The organism is Vibrio sp. dhg, assembly GCF_003443775.1.
Classification (GTDB): domain Bacteria; phylum Pseudomonadota; class Gammaproteobacteria; order Enterobacterales; family Vibrionaceae; genus Vibrio; species Vibrio natriegens.
The window spans coordinates 1,070,633-1,094,461 of sequence record NZ_CP028944.1; the positions used below are offsets into that span (position 1 = coordinate 1,070,633).

General features: G+C 45.0%; 18 protein-coding genes, 5 tRNA genes and 2 rRNA genes. 4 read left to right on the plus strand and 21 right to left on the minus strand.

Going from position 1 to position 23,829, the window contains the following annotated elements:
* Positions 1-56: 56 nt before the first annotated feature.
* Positions 57-2,222, plus strand: a complete 2,166-nt coding sequence (locus tag DBX26_RS20520; protein WP_118120754.1) for a S9 family peptidase — start codon at positions 57-59, stop codon at positions 2,220-2,222.
* A 158-nt stretch (positions 2,223-2,380) separates the two neighbouring features.
* Here DBX26_RS20520 and DBX26_RS20525 read toward each other — a convergent pair whose 3' ends face one another.
* The 11 genes from DBX26_RS20525 to DBX26_RS20575 all read right to left on the minus strand — a co-directional run bounded on the left by DBX26_RS20525 (position 2,381) and on the right by DBX26_RS20575 (position 14,289).
* Positions 2,381-3,364: a porin gene (locus DBX26_RS20525; RefSeq protein WP_014233529.1), complete on the minus strand. Its 984-nt coding sequence runs from the start codon at positions 3,362-3,364 to the stop codon at positions 2,381-2,383.
* A gap of 533 nt (positions 3,365-3,897) precedes the next feature.
* Positions 3,898-5,070, minus strand: a complete 1,173-nt coding sequence (locus tag DBX26_RS20530; protein ID WP_118120755.1) for a tetratricopeptide repeat protein — start codon at positions 5,068-5,070, stop codon at positions 3,898-3,900.
* On the minus strand, positions 5,067-5,687 hold the full coding sequence (locus tag DBX26_RS20535; RefSeq protein WP_118120756.1) for an energy transducer TonB: 621 nt from the start codon (positions 5,685-5,687) through the stop codon (positions 5,067-5,069). The genes DBX26_RS20530 and DBX26_RS20535 overlap by 4 nt, the downstream gene beginning before the upstream one ends.
* Positions 5,687-6,091, minus strand: a complete 405-nt coding sequence (locus DBX26_RS20540) for a biopolymer transporter ExbD (protein ID WP_014233526.1) — start codon at positions 6,089-6,091, stop codon at positions 5,687-5,689. The genes DBX26_RS20535 and DBX26_RS20540 overlap by 1 nt, the downstream gene beginning before the upstream one ends.
* A complete protein-coding gene (locus DBX26_RS20545; RefSeq protein WP_014233525.1) occupies positions 6,088-6,642 on the minus strand; it encodes a MotA/TolQ/ExbB proton channel family protein in 555 nt (184 codons plus the stop codon). Before DBX26_RS20545 ends, DBX26_RS20540 begins: the two co-directional genes overlap by 4 nt.
* Complete coding sequence (locus tag DBX26_RS20550) at positions 6,642-8,009, minus strand: MotA/TolQ/ExbB proton channel family protein (protein WP_118120757.1); 1,368 nt, start codon at positions 8,007-8,009, stop codon at positions 6,642-6,644. Before DBX26_RS20550 ends, DBX26_RS20545 begins: the two co-directional genes overlap by 1 nt.
* Complete coding sequence (locus DBX26_RS20555) at positions 8,010-8,777, minus strand: DUF3450 domain-containing protein (RefSeq protein WP_162889755.1); 768 nt, start codon at positions 8,775-8,777, stop codon at positions 8,010-8,012.
* A 73-nt stretch (positions 8,778-8,850) separates the two neighbouring features.
* The gene (locus DBX26_RS20560; protein WP_118120758.1) at positions 8,851-10,932 is read right to left on the minus strand and encodes a TonB-dependent siderophore receptor; all 2,082 of its coding nucleotides are present in this window, start codon (positions 10,930-10,932) and stop codon (positions 8,851-8,853) included.
* A 209-nt stretch (positions 10,933-11,141) separates the two neighbouring features.
* Positions 11,142-12,515: a sensor histidine kinase gene (locus DBX26_RS20565; RefSeq protein WP_118120759.1), complete on the minus strand. Its 1,374-nt coding sequence runs from the start codon at positions 12,513-12,515 to the stop codon at positions 11,142-11,144.
* Entirely contained in the window at positions 12,515-13,180 is a 666-nt protein-coding gene (locus DBX26_RS20570) for a response regulator transcription factor (RefSeq protein WP_118120760.1), read from the minus strand. Before DBX26_RS20570 ends, DBX26_RS20565 begins: the two co-directional genes overlap by 1 nt.
* 155 nt (positions 13,181-13,335) lie before the next feature.
* On the minus strand, positions 13,336-14,289 hold the full coding sequence (locus DBX26_RS20575; protein ID WP_118120761.1) for an L-lactate dehydrogenase: 954 nt from the start codon (positions 14,287-14,289) through the stop codon (positions 13,336-13,338).
* Between the two features lie 314 nt (positions 14,290-14,603).
* Between DBX26_RS20575 and DBX26_RS20580 the strand changes: the two genes are divergently transcribed.
* Positions 14,604-15,314 (plus strand): glycerophosphodiester phosphodiesterase family protein, encoded by a 711-nt coding sequence (locus DBX26_RS20580; protein ID WP_118121241.1) that lies wholly within the window; start codon positions 14,604-14,606, stop codon positions 15,312-15,314.
* A gap of 33 nt (positions 15,315-15,347) precedes the next feature.
* Here DBX26_RS20580 and DBX26_RS20585 read toward each other — a convergent pair whose 3' ends face one another.
* On the minus strand, positions 15,348-15,830 hold the full coding sequence (locus DBX26_RS20585; RefSeq protein ID WP_118120762.1) for a murein L,D-transpeptidase family protein: 483 nt from the start codon (positions 15,828-15,830) through the stop codon (positions 15,348-15,350).
* A 220-nt stretch (positions 15,831-16,050) separates the two neighbouring features.
* On the opposite strand from DBX26_RS20585, the gene DBX26_RS20590 reads away from it, so the two are divergent.
* Positions 16,051-17,046, plus strand: a complete 996-nt coding sequence (locus tag DBX26_RS20590; RefSeq protein WP_118120763.1) for a 2-hydroxyacid dehydrogenase — start codon at positions 16,051-16,053, stop codon at positions 17,044-17,046.
* A gap of 83 nt (positions 17,047-17,129) precedes the next feature.
* Positions 17,130-17,486 carry a YibL family ribosome-associated protein gene (locus DBX26_RS20595; RefSeq protein WP_014233515.1) on the plus strand — a complete coding sequence of 119 codons (357 nt, stop codon included), beginning with the start codon at positions 17,130-17,132 and terminating at the stop codon, positions 17,484-17,486.
* A gap of 178 nt (positions 17,487-17,664) precedes the next feature.
* Here DBX26_RS20595 and DBX26_RS20600 read toward each other — a convergent pair whose 3' ends face one another.
* The 9 genes from DBX26_RS20600 to DBX26_RS20640 form a co-directional block, all read right to left on the minus strand.
* On the minus strand, positions 17,665-18,696 hold the full coding sequence (locus tag DBX26_RS20600) for a hypothetical protein (RefSeq protein WP_014233514.1): 1,032 nt from the start codon (positions 18,694-18,696) through the stop codon (positions 17,665-17,667).
* A 90-nt stretch (positions 18,697-18,786) separates the two neighbouring features.
* Positions 18,787-19,560 carry a cytosolic protein gene (locus DBX26_RS20605; protein ID WP_118120764.1) on the minus strand — a complete coding sequence of 258 codons (774 nt, stop codon included), beginning with the start codon at positions 19,558-19,560 and terminating at the stop codon, positions 18,787-18,789.
* 308 nt (positions 19,561-19,868) lie between these two features.
* Positions 19,869-19,959: transfer RNA gene (locus tag DBX26_RS20610), tRNA-Ser, on the minus strand.
* Positions 19,960-20,062: 103 nt separating this feature from the next.
* A 5S ribosomal RNA gene (gene rrf / locus DBX26_RS20615) occupies positions 20,063-20,178 on the minus strand.
* Positions 20,179-20,288: 110 nt separating this feature from the next.
* Positions 20,289-23,179, minus strand: a 23S ribosomal RNA gene (locus tag DBX26_RS20620).
* Positions 23,180-23,460: 281 nt separating this feature from the next.
* Positions 23,461-23,536 (minus strand) — tRNA-Val (locus DBX26_RS20625).
* Between the two features lie 13 nt (positions 23,537-23,549).
* Positions 23,550-23,625, minus strand: a tRNA-Ala gene (locus DBX26_RS20630).
* A 14-nt stretch (positions 23,626-23,639) separates the two neighbouring features.
* Positions 23,640-23,715 (minus strand) — tRNA-Lys (locus tag DBX26_RS20635).
* Positions 23,716-23,717: 2 nt separating this feature from the next.
* Positions 23,718-23,793 (minus strand) — tRNA-Glu (locus tag DBX26_RS20640).
* Positions 23,794-23,829 lie beyond the last annotated feature (36 nt).

Here is a 23,829-nt window from a genome sequence, read left to right on the forward strand (position 1 = left end):
TACAATTAGATTCCATTAAAAACGATGACTTGGGTATAAAATACAAGGATAAACAGATGCGTTTTACTCTTACGACGTTGGCCGTATCAGTCGCAATTTTGGCCGGATGCAGTAATCAAGGAACTTCAACTATGAACCATTATTCTCAGTCACAGCTCATTGCCCAGCAAACACAAGCGCCTGTCGCAAAGAAAGTGCCGCATGCCATGACGATTCATGGCGACACCCGTATCGATAACTACTACTGGATGCGAGACGACGAGCGCAAAGATTCGGAGGTATTGCAGCATCTTGAAGCAGAGAATAAATATGCCGAAACTGTTTTAAAGCATACCGAAACGCTTCAGCAAACACTGTTTGAAGAAATCAAAGGCAGAATAGCCAAAGACGATAACTCCGTTCCAGTTCGTAAGGGCAGTTACTTTTATTCCAGTGAAGTCTCTGGAGATAACGAATATGAAGTTCATCTGCGCGCCAAAGACTTTTCCGGCACCGATAAATCAGTGATTTTAGATGTCAACGAACTGGCCAAAGGCCATGAATTCTTTAATGTTAGCGGATTACATGTCAGCCCTGATGAAACGCTTTTGGCTTATGGCGAAGACACGTTAAGTCGCCGTATTTACACCATCAAAATCAAGAATCTGGAGACGGGTAAATACCTTGAGGACGAAATCGAAGGCGCTTCTAGTGCCATTGCCTGGCAAAACGATAACCAAGCGTTCTATTACATAAAGAAGGACCCACAAACACTGTTAGGCTACCAAGTCTATCGCCATGTACTGGGAACCCCGCAAAGTACAGACAAGCTGATTTACGAAGAAACAGATAGTGAGTACTACACCTACATCAGCAAAAGTAAGGATGGAGAAGAGGTCTACATTTGGCACTCCAGTACAGAAACCAGTGGTGTTTCGGTCCTTGATGCCAACAACCCAAATGCGAAAGCTAAGCCATTTTTTCCGCGCGAAACCGGTATCGAGTACAGCATCGCAAAACTTGGCGACTGGTACTACATCTACACTAACTATGAGGCAATTAACTTCCGTTTGATGAAAGTGCATAAAGACAACATGCACGACCGTTCTCAATGGCAAGATGTTATTCCAGCAGACGATGATACTCAGCTGGTCGACTTCGAGTTGTTCGATGACCATCTGGTTTATGAGCAACGCGCAAATGGCTTATCGACGGTCACTGTGCGTGAACTATCCAGCGGTAACGAATTCCCCCTCCAATTTCACGATAGCGCATTTGCGGCGTACCTAACTGGAAACTACGAGTTAGATAACAATAAAGTACGCATTTACTACAGTAGCTTAACCACACCGGGTACTTACTATGATTTCGATCTGAAAACGGGTGAATCTGAGGTCATGAAACAAACCCCAGTCCTGGGTGACTTTAACGCTGATAATTACCAGTCTGAACGAATCATGATCAAAGCTCGTGATGGCAAGTCAGTGCCTGTTTCGCTGGTTTATCGCAAAGATCGCTTTAACAAAGATGGTACCAATCCTATTTATCAATACGGTTACGGTTCTTATGGCGCGACAATAGAGCCAACCTTCAGCTCAACACGTTTAAGTTTGCTGGATCGTGGTTTCGTTTTCGCCATCGCCCATATTCGCGGTTCTGAAATGCTCGGCCGCCCTTGGTATGAGGATGGTAAAAAGCTGACAAAGCAAAACACCTTTAACGATTTTGTCGATGTAACGAAAGGCTTAGTCGAGAAGAACTACGGTGCAAAAGATAAAGTGTTCGCGGTGGGCGGTTCGGCAGGAGGCCTGTTAATGGGCGCTGTTATTAACCAAGCGCCAGAGTTATACCGCGGCATTGGTGCGCATGTACCTTTTGTCGATGTTGTGACGACGATGTTGGATGAATCGATTCCATTAACCACGAATGAATACGATGAGTGGGGCAACCCGAACAACAAAACCTATTACGACTACATGTTGAGTTATTCGCCTTACGACAATATTAAAGCGCAGGATTACCCAAACATGCTCGTCACCACGGGTTTGCATGACTCTCAGGTTCAGTACTTTGAGCCAATGAAGTGGATAGCTAAGTTGCGCGAAATGAAGACTGATAATAACGTGCTGGTGTTTAAGACCGATATGGAGGCAGGACATGGTGGCGCTTCCGGTCGATTTAAACGCCTAAAAGAAGATGCACTGGAATATGCTTTCTTCCTAGACCTACTAGAAACAAAGTAACAGAAAAACAATGCCCGCACTTGCGGGCATTGTTACGATCAGCGTCAACACAATAATCGGCCGAAATAAAAACGCCTACTCCCTTAATCCTTTTTACAAAGCAAGAAGTAGGCGCTAACACAATAACTGTGTTTAGGCAGTAGATACTGTCCTATTGATTAGAAGTAGTAACGAGCACCGATAGTCCAGTAGTCGTTTTCATCTTCATCAATGTCGTTGCCTAGGTCAATTTGGTAACCTGCGAATGTGTAGAATGAAGGAGTAACAGCGTACTCTGCTTGTAGTGCCATTTCGCTGTAAAGAGTGTCTAGATCATCGTCTTCCACGCCTTCGTAGTTCACGCTGAAAGTCCAATCGTTAACACCGTACGCTAAAAGTGCTTCTAACTGAGTAGTGTCTTCTAGACCTTCAAAGAAGTATTCGTTCATACCGTATACAACTGCCGCATAAAGGCCTGAACCGTAAGAGCCGTAGTATGCTGACAAAATATGTGAACTTGCGTTTTCTTTACCAGTTTGACCACCAAATTCAACATCACCACCGCTGTATGCGTAGCCAAGACCGAAGCCTGCTAACTCAGTGCTGATAGAAACTTGGCCACGGTCATCGTAATCACCGTTTTGACCTTGCCAACCTAGACCTAGATTGAACGCAAAGCCTTCACCGAATTGGAAACCTTTACGGTAGCTAACCATTTTTTCACCACGAGCAGAACCAAGCTCGTAGTAGTTTGAATATAGGAAGTCGTTCGCAAACGCGATTGGCAAATCAGCAACACCACCTACATCGTAGTATGGAGTCCACTGCGTACCTACAACCAGACGACCTAGTTGCTCATGCGTTGCGCCAATGTAGCCAAGACGAGTTGAAAAAGACTGATCGCCACCGTTTAGGTAGTTAAGTGCCCACTCACCTTTAGCATCAACAGTCACACCATTGCCGATGTCTTTTTTGCCAGCCACGTTGATACGAGGAGATACTTGGTGAACCTTTACGTCCTCGTCATAATACTCACCCACGCCCACAGATACATGACCGCCGATTGATAGAGATGTACCATCGCTGTTGTAAACTTCTGCTGCGAATGCCTGTGTACCACATGCTAGTGCCGCCACTGCTACGGCTAGAGCTTTCATTTTCATTGTTAACATCCATATAGTTGTTTGTGCCGATTCGTTCAAAAACAGAATAACCCTGCATCATTTGCAACGAACAGATAACAAGGTAGTAATGAAATTTAAATAAAACAAACAACTTATTATGCAACCAATCCACTCATTGATTAATATATGAACAATGTCACATAAAAATAGTGAACTTTTCATTCATATGCATAAAATTTGTGCTTTTTGCGTGCTACTTCTCTCAATGTACCGATATCTATTAATTTTAATTCTATCAATATAAAAATATTGGCTGATACCTTTGCAGTATGATGTGTTATTAAGTAAAAACCAGTGAGTTTGGATTAATGATCTTTGCCTAACCAATGCAGAGCTTTGTATCGAAATCAGCCTAGTTTGTTAGATAAATTCGCTGATTTTTACTGATCGGGTACAGACTACTCAGTCTAACTCTCTTGCATAAATGCTATAGATTATTGGAAATATGGAGGGTTAAAATGCAAAAAAGCCCGAGTGTTACCTCGAGCTTTTTGAGTGTTCTTGACAGCTATCTAAGAATTTAAACTGGATTCTGCTTTACGAAGTTGAGACAAATAAGTCACCCAACTTTTTGCCTGATCGGATGGCTTCATTTCATAAGATCGTTTCGCGTTTGCGAGCGCATCATCAATTCGCTTCAACTTGTAATAAACCCGAGCTTTGATAAGCGCGACGTCAGATGGTCTGCCAGAAACGTCATCCAAAACGGCCAATGCCTGTTGGTACTGCCCTTCCTGTACGAGTAGCTGAGAGTAGTTCCAGTTGTACTGTGAGTCGAGTTTCGCGGCTATACGCCAGCTATCTATCGACTTATCCCACTCTTTGGCCATTTGCCAGTACGTCGCTTGCTGAGCTTTCAATTTACTGTCTGAATTAATCTCATTGAGCTCATCCAAGACCAACGCAGCACGTTCTGGAATTCCTCGATTTGCATACAGCTGCGCTAACAGCTTCAAATCATCCTGGCTGAGTTCGACACCTTGAAGCTTAGCAAGAGCCAAAGAATCTAAAGCACGCTTATTATCATTAATGCGGAGATGTAAAGCGACCAGTTGACGCCACCATTCCACACGTACAGGTTCAATCGCAATCAAACGCTTTATTGTGCCAATCGCAGGCTTCCACTTTTTGAGTTCCAGCTCCGCAGAAAGCTTAATCGAAAGCGGGCCTGTCTTGTCTGGCTGCCCAAACTGCTCATAACGCCCCATGGCTGAAATCACTTTATTCCACTCTCTTAGTTGGTAATGCGACTGTGCTATACGCAACCAAACATCATGGGCTTTGTGATTTTTAGGCACGTTCTTACTTAACGCATAATAGTGCGGTAACGCTTTGGAAAATTGTTGTTCGTTAAGCAGCATATCTGCCAGCATCTTACGGGTTTGCCACGCCTGTTCATCCTGCAACAAACCACTGTTCACTGCATACTCAAGTTGTTTAATTGCAGGCTTAATTTGCTGGTTTTGCCAATAGAAAATACCCAACATACGAGCGACGAAAGCCTGATCATAACCACGAGAAAGATCTAATCCTTCAAGTGTAGAAATGGCCTCTTTGAGGTTATCTTCCTGCGCCATAGCATGTGCCCGCTGGACACGCGAAGCCGTGTACTGACTTAACTCGTTAGCGGTAGTCGTAAAAGCGCTTAAGCATAAGACGGCACCAATTAGGAATTTCTTCATCATTTCGGTAACTTGAACTCCAGTCTTACGGTCTGCCCAAACTGCTCGATTGACACACCATTCTCAACTTTTGGCTGATATTTCCAGTTTCTAAGCGCACGTATCGACTCACGCTCAAACATGCGGCTTGGCTCAGCTTCAACCACTTCAATATCTTTTGGACGGCCAGTCGCGTCAATAGTAAAGCGCAACACCACGTAACCTTCTACCTTACGTTTCTGAGCTTTGCTCGGATAGCGAGGTTCCAAGCGATAAAGAGGTAGCGCTTGTTGATTACCCATCGTGCCTTTTAGATTTGGCGCACTAATCGCAATACCATCCAACGCCGTATTTAGGCCCAAAGCGCTGGTCGGTGTGACTTGGCTCATCGGCTCAACTTGCGTGTTCGCTTGAGACAAATCCATCGGCTCTGGTGCTTTCGGCGGCTCAGGCTGCTCTGGAACCGAGCGTTGACGACGCTGTATGTCTGCATCGTTTTCCACCATGACCATGTCAAAGCGAACCGCTTCAGAAGCTTTGGGCGCACGCTGGTTGCCATTATCTACCATCCACGCCATAAAGCTAAACAAGCTGACCGAAATCAACAAAGACACAGGTAATGCAAGTAACAGCCTACCCATTAAGGTGTCTCCGCTGCCAATGCAATGTTCTTAACACCTGCGCCTTTTGCTGCATCCATTACTTTTACAACCGTACCATTATAAGCATGCTCATCCGCTTGGATGACAAGCGATGCATCAGGCTGATCAAGCAGCAAATGCTCGATAGAGGCTTCTACACGCTCGATATCGACCAAACGCTTGTCAATATACACATCGTTTGCTGCCGTTACCGCTATGAAAATACCGGCGTCCTTCTGGCTTACCACGTTTGAAGCCTGCGGGCGATTGACTTCTACCCCTGACTCACGAACAAATGAGCTAGTAACAATAAAGAAAATCAACATGATGAACACGATATCAAGCATGGATGTTAAATCGACTTGAGCTTCGTCTTGTTGATTAGGTCTGCGTCCGAGTCTCACTTCTGACTCCTTAAAGATTGTTCTAATTGGATGGCTCTGCGTTCACACACTTTGCTTAATCGTGCATGAATAAACATCCCCGCCAACGCCGCTACCATTCCAGCCATAGTAGGTAAGGTGGCAAGCGAGATACCTGAAGCCATCAATTTTGGATTGCTGCTGCCCTGTGAAGCCATCACATCAAACACGGTAATCATGCCCGTCACCGTGCCTAACAAGCCAAGCATTGGGCAAATAGCCACAAGCAATTTGATCGTTGATAAGTTCTGACGCAATTCAATCTGCGCCTTTGCAATCCATCCTTCGCGGATTTGATGCGCGTACCAAGAGTGATGTTCTGACCTTGCCAGCCACTGGTCACGAAGCTCTGCTTTTACTTTAGGAAAAACCGTAGTCAGGTAAATCACCCGCTCCATGACCAATAACCAGCACACCGCAACCACGGCAGCCAGCCACCATAAGATCTGGCCACCTTGCTGCATAAAGCTCATCAAGGTTGTGGCCCAATCTTCGCTGATCAAACCCAATGTGTTGAGTAAGATCTGCTCCATTACGCTGCATTCTCCGCGACAGTGTTCACTTTATTCATTCCTTTCGGCATATCGCGCTCAGCCTGTTCTGCGACTAAGCCGATGCCTTGCTTCTCAAGAATATTGCGAATATTTTCTGCTTGTGAGCTCAACACATTGTGAGCCAGAAGCAGAGGCATTGCAGCAACCAGACCAAGTACTGTCGTTACCAGCGCCATTGAAATACCACCAGCCATGACTTTTGGATCGCCGTTACCAAACTGAGTGATCACCTGGAAGGTTTCGATCATGCCTGTTACGGTTCCAAGCAGACCAAGCATAGGAGCCAGTGCCGCCAGTAGTTTCAGCATCGACAAGCCTTTTTCCAGATGCGTCTGTTCATCAACCACCGCTTCAAGAAGACGCAATTCTAATGCTTCCACACTGCGATGTTTGTCTTTCTGATACACCGCAAGGACACGGCCTAACGGATTATCTTGTGGCTGAGCAGGGCTCTTCAGTTGCTGTGCGATCTTCTGACGTGCAATCATTAACGATACGCCACGAACAAGCGCAATAATTAAACCGATAGCTAGTAAGCCAAGAATGATCTTACCCACGACACCACCAGCGCTGATGCGATCTTGCAGGGTTGGCGAGTTCGCAAGTTGCTCCAAAAGGATTCCGCGTGATGGATCAATAACGATGCTCTCTAGGTCACCCGAGGTGAGTGTGCTTGCTGTCGGACCATTTTCAGGCTGGCGAAGGTAGTTAACCGCATCACCACGCTGACCATTCCAATTCACATAACCGTTGTCATCCAGTAACGCCATCGCGCCTAGGCGTGCGCCCGAAATCGTCTGCTCACGACCTTCACCATCAAGCAATGTGAATGATACATTCGCGAGCTCACCACTTGCCTTCACCTGCTCTTCCATACTGCGCCACATGGCCTGAAGCTGTGACAAAGTAGGCAGCGAGGTCGCAGCAACAATCGCCTCGATGTCTTTCTGGTAAGTGTTGCGGTCAACACCCGTTACGGAATGTTTAAGCTCAGATTCAAGTTCTTTTGCATTCTGACGTACAACACCGAATAGCTCGCCAAGGCTGCCTGTCTCTAAACGAAGTTTCTCTTCAAGTTGTGCCAATTCAGCTTCATTATCACTGAACGTCGCGCTTAAAGCGTCAGCTTCAGCTTGCAAAGCTGCACGCTCTGCAGCCAGTTGATTTTTAAGCGACTGTAACTCATGTTCTGATTGTTTAAAGCCGGCTTCACGCGTTACGTTGTGTGATTGCTGTTGACGATTTACCTGCTGCGCTTTTTGCAACAAAGTGTCGCTGGCAAATGTGGTGTGAGGCATCAACGCAGCGCCTGAGATTAATGCAACCGATAACCATTTTTTGATCATTTATTTGCCCTCCGCAACGGTCAGCGACACTGGCAACGTTAACATGCTCGGTGCGATTTGCTTATTTGCCATGGCAAACGCTTTGTCCAATTCTGTTTTTTGGTCAGATCCAAGTGGCTGCCAGGCTTTTTGCTGTTGCGACCAACTCCAGAACGTTTCTCCGGATAAGCTACGTGCGATCAACGATACTCGACCTAAATAAAGGACGTCGGCCTCGACTATTTCGTTCACAGATAAATCAATCTTGCCTTGGTAAACGCCAAGTCGAGTGCCGTAATCCATTTCGATTTGGTACGCTTCCAGGATTCGGCGAAACTTTTCTGCATCGGCAACATCCGCACGAGTCATCATCGAATCAAGCTTCGCAATACGCTCTTCACGTTGTGCTTTACGAATCGGCTTATCGTTCGCCACGATCTCTTTTAATCCGTCAAGCATGTGATACATCAACGGCACAACACCTTGGCGAGTGTGCGCAATCTGCTCAATTTGGTCATTCAAGTTGTCTACTTCTTGATTCTGACTATTCACAAGACTGGTAAGGTGATCGCGATAAATCTTTAAATTGCTGACTTCTTCTTGCAACTGTTCGATTTCTGCCTCCAAGGTCAACGCCTTTTCCGCACTGGTATCAATGCGTTTTTGACTAGCCGCGGATGCTTGATTGGTTTTACTTTGCACTGCTTGTGCACCGCTGAGATTTTCCGCGTGAACGGGAATCAAAACCGATGAAATCAACAGAGCGATACTTGATTTAATTAGATTCATACGAGTTTAAATGCTATTTCCTAAAACGACTAAAGGGGAATTCGACCCTTCCCCTTTATTAATCAGATTGTTATCAGTACTTAAACTGGATTGTCGCCATGTAGTTTCGGCCTTCACCAACCACTACACCGCTCGCTCCTTCATACTCTAGAGGGTCGGTACTACCACCACCTGCTAAGTACTCAGTATCAAATAGGTTTTCTACATTGAATCGAGCAATAATATCCAAGTTTTCGTCGTACTTATGCTTGTATGACACACCCATATCAATGCGTGCATACCCATCTTTTTCGAAGGTATTCGCTGCATCTCCGTAGCGATCACCTTCATAAATCAAACCTAGGTTTAGGTTAGTGTTGTCTTGTACTTTATAGCTAGACCAAACACTCGCCGAAAACTCAGGTACATCTGCCGGACGATTACCTTTGTAACTTTTACTTTGTGTAATCTCTGCATCTAAATACATTGCAGAAGCCGTAAGCGACAACTTATCAGTCACAAAGCCCTGCGCTAGGATTTCTGCTCCACGGTGAACTTGCTCACCATCTTGCGTAATCGTCTCTTTGCCCGGATTATTTGGCGCATCAACCGTTAGCTTTACGTTCTCTAAGGTGATATCAAATAAAGCGCCTGTTAAGTAAAGACGTTGATCAAACAACTCCCACTTAGTACCAACTTCGTAAGAAATGCCGCGTTCTGCGTCTAGTTCTTCTCCATCGTTAGTATAATCCTCACCATTTACCTGCCCTTGTGGCATAAAACTTTCAGAGTATTGCACATAAATAGAGCCATTCGATGTTGGGTGGAAAGTCACACCAAACTTCGGAGATATTTGACTCTCTGTTAACTCATCACTGCGTTTTTCATCATAACGAACACCCGCAAGTACCTGCCAGTAATCGTTAATGGTCATCATATTTTGCGCGTAGATTCCCCAAGTATCGTATTCATTCGTTGGCCATTTTCTAGAACTGCGATAGTCAGGCTTGGGCACCGTTTCTCCCGGAGCAATCTGAGCTTCATTATGAAACGCCATAAAGCGATCGTAACTGTAATCTAAGTAGTTAGCGCCGACTAACAGTGTGTTTTCCGTACCAAACAGAGCAAAGCCCGTCGTGACGTCCAAATAGGCGGTATCGAACACCCAGTTATCTGAACGATCGTTGCCACGGTGAACAATGACGTTACCTGCATCGTATTCATTGAACTTCGGGTACGACTCTACGTCAAAACGCTCAAAGTCCTGGCGGTTGTATCCCGCTTTGACATTAACGTTCTCAACTACTTGAGCGTTAATGTCGATGCCATAGTTTTCGACGTCGTTATCGATCTTCGACCACTGCGCATCCCAAATGTATTTGTCACCACGCGCAGGCTTACCATTCACAATGTAAGCACCTGAATCTACGCTACCTTCATCTTTTGTACGGTCATAATGCGCTGACACCATAATGTTTTCAGTAATGTCATACTCAGCAACTAAACCACCAACAAAACGGTCAGTTTGAGGCTTTGTACCATCACCGTATGTTCGCCAAGAACTGTAGTTCTCCTTCGCCAAAATCGCACGAGCACGCAGCGTCTCGGCTTCGTTTAAAGAGCCACTTACATCAAGCACTGTACGTGAATGCTCGTTTGAACCGATGTCCTGGCTCAGGCTTACTTGTGTTTTGGCCGTTGGCTTCTTGGAAACCATGTTTACTAAACCACCCGGCTCAGACTTACCGTAAAGCAGACCAGACGGACCTTTTAAAACTTCAACGCGCTCTAAAAGCTCAATTGGCTGACGGTAATGTGACCAGTGTTGGCGACCATCTTTTAGAAAACCATCAGAACTACTTAGTTCAAATCCACGAAGCGAGAAACGTTCACGGTTACGACTAGTGCCGCCAGCGCTTACACTCGCGTCATTACGCAGTACTTCACCCAGCGTACTCGCTCGTTGCTCATCAATCACGGTTTCGTCAATTACGGCAACTTGTCCCGGAGTTTCTAGCTGCGTCATTTCCATACGCATCGCTGTACTGTTGGTATCCGCTTTGTAGCCGAACTCGCGTCCTTCAACAACTAGATGCTCATCCGTTTGAATTTCTGCCACTGCTGGTGCTGCTAACACCGCACCGATCACTAATGCCAAATGGCTCTTAGTAAACATATACTTTCACTCCGATTGTGTTTCGGGTCGCACATACAATGAATGTGATTCCCTCTTATTTATATCGCGAGTGAATATAAGTGATAAGTATTACCATTTGCATTAAATTTACATTCTTTGCATTTGCAGGATTTTGTAAAGAACTATTGGATGACGAATTATTCATACGAGATCTAGATCACAAAAAATCTTGGCCGCATCATGTCGTATTATTGTCTGAACATCAAACTTACGTTTAAGCCACCTTGCGGACGGCTTTCTGCTTTAACGCTTCCTCCCATTATTCGCATCGATTCTTTGACAATCGCCAGCCCGAGACCATACCCACCGACGTTTTTATCTCTCGATGCATCCAGGCGTGTAAAAGGATTAAAGATTTCGGACAACTTGTTCTCTGCAATTCTGGGCCCATCATCAGATACCGACATAACGAGATAACGCTGGCCATTGACTTCTTTGTGGCTCAGAGCCACTTCTATCTGGGCACGTTCACCTGCGTATTTGATGGCATTGCCAACAAGATTATTAAGACAACGCACCACCAATGTTTCTTCACAATATGCGCTCGGCTCAGTCGCAAGAGAAACAAATGACAAGCTTTGTTCTTGTTTAAGATCGATCTTGCAGCGCTCTACTTGTGGTGCCAAAAGCACTTCTAAATCATTACGTTTAGTCGCTTTATCGTAACGGGCATTCTCAAGACGACTAAATTCTAAAATGCCGCTGATCAGGTGGTTTAGCTCTTTAGTCTCCTCTTCGAGCCGGGTAACCAGATCCTGTTCATCTTCTCCCACGCGCTTGCGCAAGAGATGTAGCACGAGATTTTGCCTGGCTAGTGGCGTTCTGAGCTCATGAGAAACATCACGAATCAAAAGACGTTGTTTTTCCGCTAGTGAGTGGATCTCTCTGGTCATGTGATCAAAGTCCTCCGCGAGCTCATTAAACTCTCGGGTGGTCGACTTTAATTCCTGCACAACACTGACGTCGAAATCCCCGTTAGAAAGCTTCTTACTCGCCTCTCTGAGACGAGCGAGTGGCTGCTGTAATTTTCGCGCCATTAAAAGTGAGAATAAAGACAAAATTACCGCGGCAATCACGACCTTGATGATAGAAAAATAAAGGATAAAGTCATTCGCAGGGTGCAAACGATGCGGGAGTTCAATCACTAAATTGTGTTCATTAACCAGAGGAATATTGATAAGGGGTTGATTAACTTTGTCTTCCAATTGAGAGTCAAGACTGCGTTTGAACTGCAGCTTAAATTCAAAGTGTGGATGCATTAAACGATGTGTGATGGGTTGAAGCTGCTCATCCAAGACAAACAGGTAAAATTGCTGTGCGTTGGCCCAATCTGCCAATTCATCCATATCACCGTATTCAATCAGTTCATTTGCTTGGTGGGCAAGTTCTAGCATCTCTGATTTGACACTATCAGGAACTTTTAGCATGGCTTTGACCAAAGCTCGTTCGGTTAAGTCCTGAACAAGCAATATGCTGATGACTATTGCCATCATGTAACTAAAAAGCTTAAACGCAAGGCTGTCTTTACGTTTTAGTATGTAAGATGGGCAGACAATCTTCATTACATGCTCACAGCTTCTAAATAGCTATAGCCTTTACCACGAAACGTTTTGATGTGCTGCTTTGAAAGACCCGCCTCAACCAGTTTGCGGCGGATGTTACTGATATGCATATCAAGATTACGATCAAACGGACTGAGTTCTTTTTGCAGAACTTCTGTTTGCAGCTCCGCTTTAGAGATCACTACTCCCTGATTTTTAACCAGATGGCTTAAAAGTTCAGCCTCAGTGCTGGTCAGCGGCAAGCTATTTAGTTGATCACTCATATTCTGAACGGTATTACAAATGGTTTGTCGTTGGCGCTCCAAACCTACTCGACGAAGGATAGCTTTAATGCGCATCAGTAATTCTGCGACATTGAATGGCTTACCGATATATTGGTCAGCTCCGGCTTGATAGCCATCAAGCATCGAGTTCTCATCATTCAAAGCCGTGAGCATAAGAATGGGAGTAGCGAATCTCTGACAAACACGACGCGCAACTTGCATTCCATTTAAGTTCGGCAACATAACATCGAGCAAAACCAAATCGATTGGTGTTTTTTCCATGTATTGCAGAGCACTCTCACCACAATGCACAGAAGATACTGTATACCCTTCGTCTTGTAACACTGCCGCTAAGAGTTCACACAGAGGAACGTCGTCATCAACGATTAAAACTCGAGACATGCCTAACCTATCATTCAAATAAAAATACTTCTCATTATATTCTTCACCTGTAAGTTAAACAACTGAGCAATAGGGGCTTATCTGTACCAAAAATACGAAAGCCTGCTTTAAAGCAGGCTCTGTGAAATTAAGCGAGGGTTTCCGTTTTAAACTCGTTAACACTCTAAACTGGTCGACGATGCAACGTTCTTTACGATTGAACGTAAGTTCTCACTGATGGCTCTTAACGTTTTTAGCTCTTCACCACTAAATGGATGAGTAAGAACCGAGTCTGCGCCATTTTTACCCACAACCGTTGGCAAACTGAGTACGACATTATTCACGCCATATTGCCCTTTTATCATGGTTCCGACAGGCAACACCGAGCGCTCGTTAATGATAACTGCCTGCACGATTCGAAAAACGCTCGCTGCAATGCCGTGTACGGTATTGTTCTTGCGGCGAAATATTTCATAGCCGGCTTGTTTCACCGCCTCCAACAGCTCATCCGCATCAATTCGTTTGATATTGTGCGTATCACAGTAATAATCCGCCGGTTGGCCTGCGATAGAAATTAAACTCTTCGGCGTAAAACAATGACTACCATGCTCGCCTAATACGTAACCAAAGATATTCTTAGGATCGAGATCGACACGGTTGGCGACAATACTCATCAATCGGGCAGTATCTATAACACAGCCACTGCTGATCACCTTATTCGCTTCAAACCCAGTATTAGCAACAATAAACTGGGTAACAATATCACATGGGTTAGTGACAACAATAAGAATGGCATTTGGTGCCACACGCTCTATATTACGTGCGATATCCACCCCAATCTTGGCGTTGATTTCTGCGATATCCAGACGAGTCTGCCCATGTTTGATTTGTGCGCCAGCAGTGATGATGACAATGTCAGCTTCTAATAAATCCAGATAGTCATTCGAAGGGATAATACGAGTGTTTTTAGAAAACGTTAACGCCGTTGTGTGACGGAAATCGAACACTTCTCCTTCGGCTCTTTCCAGGTTTTGATCTAATAAAACTAGCTCGCTGAAACTACCCATTGTGAGTAAGTAGTTACAAACACCAACACCAACCGCTCCAGCGCCAATGACACCGATCTTCATTTTTCTCTCCCTGATAATTATAAAAAATAACTGCAAAATACAGGATTCAAGTCCATCCAATCATCAAATTTTTCGACATGCATAAAGGCTTATGCTCAGCTCAACTCCGTGCGTTTCTGGGTATTGTTCTGCGCTTGCAAGATTAGTCGTTACTTTAAAAATGAGCTGCGATAGAGTAAAAGTCCAACATATTTGTATTCCTGTGAATACCACTGTAAATGAAGGTGTTGCATCGACCTCGCTTGATGCCCACTAAACCAAACCACTTAAAATCGATTACTATCGGGTTCAACCCAAACGAGAAGAACGACAACATGGATACATTGTTAATTGGTCACCGAGGTGTGGCGGGGTCTTACCCAGAAAACACAAAGATAAGCGTTCTGGCTGCAATAAACCTTGATTTGAAATGGGTAGAAGTCGATGTTCAGCCGACGAAAGACAACATTTTGGTGGTATGCCATGACCACACGGTCAACCGCTGTAGTAACGGACAAGGGCGAATAGATGAACTGACTTTGGATGAACTCAAAAGCTTAGACTTTGGTAGCTGGTTTAGTGATGAGTTTAAGGGTGAAACCATCATGACGTTGGAAGAGCTTCTTGAACTGGCCGCAGAGCACAACCTCAATTTAAACATCGAAGTTAAAGTTGATCGTCATCCCGCAGAGCCAGTTGCAAAGTTATTAGCGAAAGTGCTTTCTGGTAGCCATCTGCCCTCAGAGAGTATTTTACTTTCTAGTTTTAGTCATGATGTGATTAGAGCGCTCTTTGAGCACTGCAGAGGCTACCGTTTAGGTGTATTGAGTGAGTTTCTCACCAGAAAAGACCAATTGCTGCTTGAAGAAGTCAACGCTTACAGCTGTAACTTAAACATCAATTGGGTGCGCTCACGTCAGATTAAAAAACTCCAACAACATGGCTATAAAGTGATGTGCTATACCGTCAACAACCCACATAAACTCAAACATCTGCCACCTCTAGATGGCATCTTCAGTGATTACCCTACACGGTTTCTTCCGTAAAAGACTGTTTTAGATCATGAGGGGGATATACTGCTACCACTCAATGGTAATAGGTGTGCCCCTTCTAACCAATTGAATAAACTCATCCATCTCTTCGTTAGTAATCGCGATACACCCATTGGTCCAATCAAAACTTTGTATAAAGCTTGGATCTTGGGTTTCTCCATTTTTTAAGCCATGGATTTTAATGTTGCCACCAGGGTAGACACCGCGACGATGGGCCTCAAGCGTATCAATAGGATCGGGGTAGCTGATATGTACGGAACGGTAAAAAGCAGAGTCATAGATCACGTAATCCAGAGTATAATCACCTTCTGGTGTACGATTGTCTCCTTCTTCTTGTTTATGACCTTTGGGATTAGCACCCAGCGCAATTCGATACTCCTTTACCACTGCGCCTTCTTCCATCAAGTACATTCGACGCTTCGACTTATCGACTTTAACAAGATCGACAGCACCCTGCGCTTCGAACACGAACGCACAACATACAAGTAAAGAACACCATTTTACTGACATCGCCAGAACGCCTAATAAATAAAGAAGCCAACAAGGAAAGAAGAGAAGGGATATGCTAGTCAGTTGATGATGACAAAGCAATCTGATTATAACGTGAGGACGTAAAAAACCTATGTTAATGGCATTTTGGTATGACAGAGCCCGTATTGCAGATTTATCTATTCATTGTACCTAAGTTGCATTACGGTATTAGAGAACACAATGATTTCGAGAGAGAACCATGATTAACATTGCTTTTTTTAGCGCCAAATCCTATGACGAAGCTTCTTTTAACAAAGTAAAAAATCAACGGGATTTAGAGTTTCATTATCACGATTTTCGGTTGACCACGAAGACGGCGAAAATGGCTCACGGCTGCGAAGTCGTCTGTGCATTTGTTAACGATGATCTGTCAGAACCCGTTTTAAAACAGCTATCTCAGGGCGGGACTAAGCTTATAGCGATGCGTTGTGCGGGATTTGATAAGGTCGACCAACAAGCGGCTAAGAAGCTAGGCTTGCAAGTAGTACATGTGCCCGCCTATTCACCTGAAGCGGTTGCCGAACATACGGTTGGTATGATGATGTGTCTAAACCGTCGACTACACAAAGCCTATCAGCGAACCCGGGATGCGAATTTCTCTCTGGAAGGTTTAGTTGGCTTCAACTTTTTTGGTAAGACTGTAGGGGTAATAGGTACGGGAAAAATCGGCATTGCTGCGATGAGAATTTTTAAGGGATTAGGCATGGAAATTCTTTGCCATGATCCTTACGAAAACCCACTGGCAATAGAGATGGGCGCACGTTACTGCTCTCTTGAAGATATATACGCCAATGCGGATATTATTACTTTGCATTGCCCGATGAGTAAAGAAAACTACCACCTCCTCAATGCCGACTCATTTTCGAAAATGAAAGATGGGGTGATGATCATTAATACGAGTCGTGGAGAGCTATTGGATTCTGTAGCAGCAATCGAAGCGCTAAAACAAGGCAGAATCGGCTCACTAGGCTTGGATGTGTACGACAATGAAAAAGAGTTGTTCTTCCAGGATAAATCAAACGACATTATCGTAGACGATGTTTTCCGCCGACTGTCGGCATGTCATAACGTGCTGTTCACGGGTCATCAAGCTTTCTTAACTCACGAAGCGCTCAACAACATCGCGTCAGTGACACTAAATAACGTAGAAGTATTCTTCTCTGGGCAAGTTTCAGGCAATGAACTGATCAACTAAATAAGGAATCGAGGAGGATAGTAGAGCTTAGAATTTTAGCTATGCTATACTCCTCGGCCATTGAAAATTAGAGTCTAACTACCATGAGCATTAAAACTGATATTCAAAAGCTGCATAACCGCGTAGATAACTGCCAACGTAAGCTCGATGCAGCGCGTTCTCGTGGTGATCACGAAATGATTTCTAAGTTTACCGACGAAGTTGAGCAATTAACCAAAAAGCTAAATCAGCTTAAACACAAACAGAGTTATGAGCTTAACAAAGAGCGTAAGAGCTTGCTAGATATGCCATTTTCTCGTGAAATCACCAAAGCTGAGCAAGCGGACATTGGCAAACTAAAAAAACGCGTGCGCGGACTTGTGATCGTTCACCCTATGACCAAAATCGGTAAAGAGCTACGTTTGGATGTAATGACTGGCTTTGCACCAAAAGAGTTTTAATTCGCGTTAGTGCAACGTTTATATTGAGCCTGAGTCCAAAAACTCGGGCTTTTTATTTTCTACCAATCGAATAGGTTAGTGGCCTAGTTCTTACTTAGGGAAAATGCTCGCTAATAAGAATGTAATTAGCCCATGAAAGGAAAACCTCGCTATTTCTAACGAGGCTTTGCAATAGAGATTAAGTCAATTGCTGAAGCTTATGTTCAACTAATGGATCACCAGGAACCAATTGTTGAGCAACTTCTAAAAGCTGGACCGTATCTTGTGGATTGTCATGCTCATGCTTAAGCGCAATGTCTACCAGTGGCTGAATATCGATCTGCGCCTGATGCTCTTTCACATGCTCTTTCTTCTCATCAATTAACACATTATGAGCAGTACTCAGTAAGTTCAAACGATGTTGTGAGCTTGCGTTCGCCTTGTTTAGGCAATGGTAGTAATCCTCTTTTAAGCGCAGTGTTTTGGTTTGATGGCGAAACTGGGCAATGTCTATCTGTTGATGACGGATAAAGTCAGCGGCCACTTGTTTGTAAAAACCAAATTTATTCATATACGTAGCATGAGTTCCATGTCCCATGCCGTAAACACGAAGATGCGTCAGCTCTGGATAGCGCTTAGCATGAAGTCGGTCAATATCATTCGTCGGGTCATAAATGATATAGCCTCTTGCATCTCCTAGATCCAGATCGTGGTAATCACCATCCCAATCAAACTGCTGCGCTATTTCAGTACTGGATCTGTTATCCCAAGGCACCAGTGCTTGGTTTTTGGTACTAACCGGATGAAACAGCAGAACTTGGTCGAGCTTAAGCAAATTGGCGAATGCCCCTATCGCGAAACCTCCCCGACTCAGTCCATAACCTAAACGGCACTCGAAAGGCGCTAGCAGCGTTGACAGTTGCTCAAGGAAGAAAATCAAGTTACGGCTGCGAAACCAATTACTTTTACCCAGATGCTGGAAAGAAATAATATTTACTTTTTGTTTTTGGGCTAGACGATAGCCCCAAGGCGCGAAATCGGGATGTAAGTCCTGTACTTGCAAGTTAGTACCTGCAGGAGAAAAGGTGAACAATAGTGGTTTGTTAAGATCAACAAACTCATACTTAACAAAGACATCATCAAGCAAGTCCTCCCCGGATATTGGTAGTCTGGTTTCCTGCTCTTTACGAGAAAGAGTCAGCCATTCGTCCAACCAGTACAGTAACTTCATTCATCCTCCATCTAAATTGCGCCTAGCAATTGTATTAAAAATTTAATTTTTAGTGCGTGATCATTCCCCCTATCGCAGGGGGCTCTGATATCAGTCCTCTTTTAAAAACAAAGTCTTGGTTTGCTCATTAAATTGGGCAATATCTATCTGTTGATGGCGGATAAATTCCTCCGCCACTGAATTAAAAAATTCTAATTTATCCAATTGGTTGGATTGGGTTCCGTGCCCCATTCCAACAACTTTTAAGTGCGTGAGTTCCGGGTAACGTTCTGCATGCAGACGATCGATGCAATTGGTAGGGTCATAAATAACGTAACCTTTGGCATCACCCAAATCTCGATCATGGTAGCCACTCTCCCAGTCAAACTGCTGAGCTAAATCAGTGCTAGGTCTGTCATCCCATGGAACAATAGTCTTATTCTTCGTACTAACAGGATAAAACAGCAGGACATGGTCCAACTTTAGCAACTCTGAAAATGCACCAACAGCAAAGCCACCTCGGCTCTGACCATAACCCAAACGACACATAAAGGGCGCTAATAGATCGGATAACTGCTCAAGAAAGAAAATCAAATTACGACTTCGGAACCAATTACTTTTACCCAAATGCTGGAAAGCAATAATGTTCACTTCTTGCTGTTCTGCGAGCTGATAACCCCAAGGTTTAAAATTCGGGTTTAAATCCTGAACCTGAACATCAGTACCAGAAGGAGAAAAGGTAAACAGTAAAGGCTTATTCGGGTCGACTAACTCATACCTAACATACACATCGTCAAGTAAATCAAACCCGGAAATCGGTAGTTTAGACCGCTGTTCAATACGGGTATACGTTCGACATTCATCTAACCAGTACAGTAATTTCATTCATCCTCCAAATAAGTAACACACTTTATCTCTCTGTTAAGTTTACCAAAATGCTGTTAAGCACCCTACAAAGCACCGCTTCACAGAAATCTTACTAGCCAATGAAGAAACTATTGCACGGAAAAGAATCGACGCGAACTTAAGAACTTAACTCGAAAGCAAATGTACAGAAAGAGGTTCGAGAAAGGTAAATTTTAGAAGAAGTACTTACTTGATAAGCAAGACGTTACAGAACTTTTATTTGCAAGGCTGTTTAAAAACAACAGATACAAAAAAACCGCTGTAAGAACAGCGGTTTTTCTTAAAAGTGGCGGAGAGATAGGGATTTGAACCCTAGATACGCTATTAACGTATGCCGGTTTTCAAGACCGGTGCTTTCAACCACTCAGCCATCTCTCCACAAATTGTTACTAAAACTTAGTCTTATTTAATGATGCCAAATTTTAGTTTTGCTTTCAGATATACCTTGTATCAAAGGTTATGCCTGAAAACGATATTTAAAGCCTGGCGATGTCCTACTCTCACATGGGGAAACCCCACACTACCATCGGCGCTATTTCGTTTCACTTCTGAGTTCGGAATGGAATCAGGTGGGTCCAAAACGCTATGGTCGCCAAGCAAATTCTTACTCTCTATTTCTAGAGAAAACTTGGAAAGCTGTTTTTAATTCTCGTTTTTACACATTCAACGTTCTTACATTGAGTCCATCAAAACCCCTTGGGTGTTGTATGGTTAAGCCTCACGGGCAATTAGTACAGGTTAGCTCAACGCCTCACAACGCTTACACACCCTGCCTATCAACGTCGTAGTCTACGACAACCCTTTAGGATACTTAAAGTATCAGGGAGAACTCATCTCAAGGCTCGCTTCCCGCTTAGATGCTTTCAGCGGTTATCGATCCCGAACTTAGCTACCGGGCAATGCGTCTGGCGACACAACCCGAACACCAGAGGTTCGTCCACTCCGGTCCTCTCGTACTAGGAGCAGCCCCTTTCAATTCTCCAACGCCCACGGCAGATAGGGACCGAACTGTCTCACGACGTTCTAAACCCAGCTCGCGTACCACTTTAAATGGCGAACAGCCATACCCTTGGGACCGACTTCAGCCCCAGGATGTGATGAGCCGACATCGAGGTGCCAAACACCGCCGTCGATATGAACTCTTGGGCGGTATCAGCCTGTTATCCCCGGAGTACCTTTTATCCGTTGAGCGATGGCCCTTCCATTCAGAACCACCGGATCACTATGACCTGCTTTCGCACCTGCTCGAATTGTCATTCTCGCAGTCAAGCGGGCTTATGCCATTGCACTAACCTCACGATGTCCAACCGTGATTAGCCCACCTTCGTGCTCCTCCGTTACGCTTTGGGAGGAGACCGCCCCAGTCAAACTACCCACCAGGCACTGTCCGCAACCCCGATAAGGGGTCGACGTTAGAACATCAACACTACAAGGGTGGTATTTCAAGGACGGCTCCACGAATACTGGCGTACTCGTTTCAAAGCCTCCCACCTATCCTACACATGTAGGGTCAATGTTCAGTGCCAAGCTGTAGTAAAGGTTCACGGGGTCTTTCCGTCTAGCCGCGGGTACACTGCATCTTCACAGCGATTTCAATTTCACTGAGTCTCGGGTGGAGACAGCGTGGCCATCATTACGCCATTCGTGCAGGTCGGAACTTACCCGACAAGGAATTTCGCTACCTTAGGACCGTTATAGTTACGGCCGCCGTTTACCGGGGCTTCGATCAAGAGCTTCGACCGAAGTCTAACCCCATCAATTAACCTTCCGGCACCGGGCAGGCGTCACACCGTATACGTCATCTTACGATTTTGCACAGTGCTGTGTTTTTAATAAACAGTTGCAGCCACCTGGTATCTGCGACTCTCAATAGCTCCATCCGCAAGGGACTTCACCGTCGAGAGCGTACCTTCTCCCGAAGTTACGGTACCATTTTGCCTAGTTCCTTCACCCGAGTTCTCTCAAGCGCCTTGGTATTCTCTACCCGACCACCTGTGTCGGTTTGGGGTACGATTCCTTACAATCTGAAGCTTAGAGGCTTTTCCTGGAAGCATGGCATCAATGACTTCACAACCGTAGTTGCTCGACGTCGTGTCTCAGCCTTAAAGAGAGCCGGATTTACCTAACTCTCAAGCCTACGCACTTGAACCTGGACAACCGTCGCCAGGCCCACCTAGCCTTCTCCGTCCCCCCATCGCAATTGTAAGAAGTACGGGAATATTAACCCGTTTCCCATCGACTACGCCTTTCGGCCTCGCCTTAGGGGTCGACTTACCCTGCCCCGATTAACGTTGGACAGGAACCCTTGGTCTTCCGGCGAGGAGGTTTTTCACCCCCTTTATCGTTACTCATGTCAGCATTCGCACTTCTGATACGTCCAGCATGCGTTACCACACACCTTCAACCGCTTACAGAACGCTCCCCTACCCAATACACAAAAGTGTATTGCCGCAGCTTCGGTTTACTACTTAGCCCCGTTACATCTTCCGCGCAGGCCGACTCGACCAGTGAGCTATTACGCTTTCTTTAAATGATGGCTGCTTCTAAGCCAACATCCTGGCTGTCTGAGCCTTCCCACATCGTTTCCCACTTAGTAGTAATTTGGGACCTTAGCTGGCGGTCTGGGTTGTTTCCCTCTCCACGACGGACGTTAGCACCCGCCGTGTGTCTCCCGGATAGTACTTACTGGTATTCGGAGTTTGCAAAGGGTTGGTAAGTCGGGATGACCCCCTAGCCTTAACAGTGCTCTACCCCCAGTAGTATTCGTCCGAGGCGCTACCTAAATAGCTTTCGGGGAGAACCAGCTATCTCCAGGTTTGATTGGCCTTTCACCCCTAGCCACAAGTCATCCGCTAATTTTTCAACATTAGTCGGTTCGGTCCTCCAGTTGATGTTACTCAACCTTCAACCTGCCCATGGCTAGATCACCTGGTTTCGGGTCTATATCCAGAGACTGAACGCCCAGTTAAGACTCGGTTTCCCTACGGCTCCCCTAGATGGTTAACCTTGCCACTGAATATAAGTCGCTGACCCATTATACAAAAGGTACGCAGTCACAGGACAAAGCCTGCTCCTACTGCTTGTACGTACACGGTTTCAGGTTCTATTTCACTCCCCTCACAGGGGTTCTTTTCGCCTTTCCCTCACGGTACTGGTTCACTATCGGTCAGTCAGTAGTATTTAGCCTTGGAGGATGGTCCCCCCATATTCAGACAGGATATCACGTGTCCCGCCCTACTCGATTTCACTGAACACACATCGTCAACTACGGGACTATCACCCTGTATCGTCGGCCTTTCCAGACCGTTCGTCTAACGTGTGTAAAGCTTAAGGGCTAGTCCAATTTCGCTCGCCGCTACTTTCGGAATCTCGGTTGATTTCTTTTCCTCGGGGTACTTAGATGTTTCAGTTCCCCCGGTTCGCCTCCTGTTGCTATGTATTCACAACAGGATACTTACTTATGTAAGTGGGTTTCCCCATTCGGAAATCCCAGACTCAAGTGGCTTTTACTGCCTAATCTGGGCTTATCGCAAGTTAATACGTCCTTCATCGCCTCTGACTGCCAAGGCATCCACCGTGTACGCTTAGTCACTTAACCATACAACCCGAAGGAGTTTCGAATTGATGTTAAACAACCAAAGTTGCTGTCTCATTATTTGAATGAGCGAGACAGCTTTCGATTTTGCCGGACTCAAATTCCAAGAACACTTGAATGTGTTTTTAGTTGTATTCAAATACATGAATACTTTGAGAACTTTACAATCAAACTTAAAAAGTTTGATTTGTCAGCTTTCCAAATTGTTAAAGAGCTAGATTCATTTAAGAACCATTTTTAAGAACACTTAAGACTTTCTGTTTCAAAAGAAATGTGCTTAAAGATGGTGGGCGATACCGGGCTCGAACCAGTGACCCCCTGCTTGTAAGGCAGGTGCTCTCCCAACTGAGCTAATCGCCCATCGAATCAAGAATGGTGGAGCTAAGCAGGATCGAACTGCTGACCTCCTGCGTGCAAGGCAGGCGCTCTCCCAGCTGAGCTATAGCCCCATATCTTGAGATAATGGTGGGTCGTGCAGGATTCGAACCTGCGACCAATTGATTAAAAGTCAACTGCTCTACCAACTGAGCTAACGACCCAATGGTATCCCGTAGGGGAGTCGAACCCCTGTTACCGCCGTGAAAGGGCGGTGTCCTAGGCCTCTAGACGAACGGGACACTAAGTTGAACATCTTGGGGGATGTTCTATCTCTT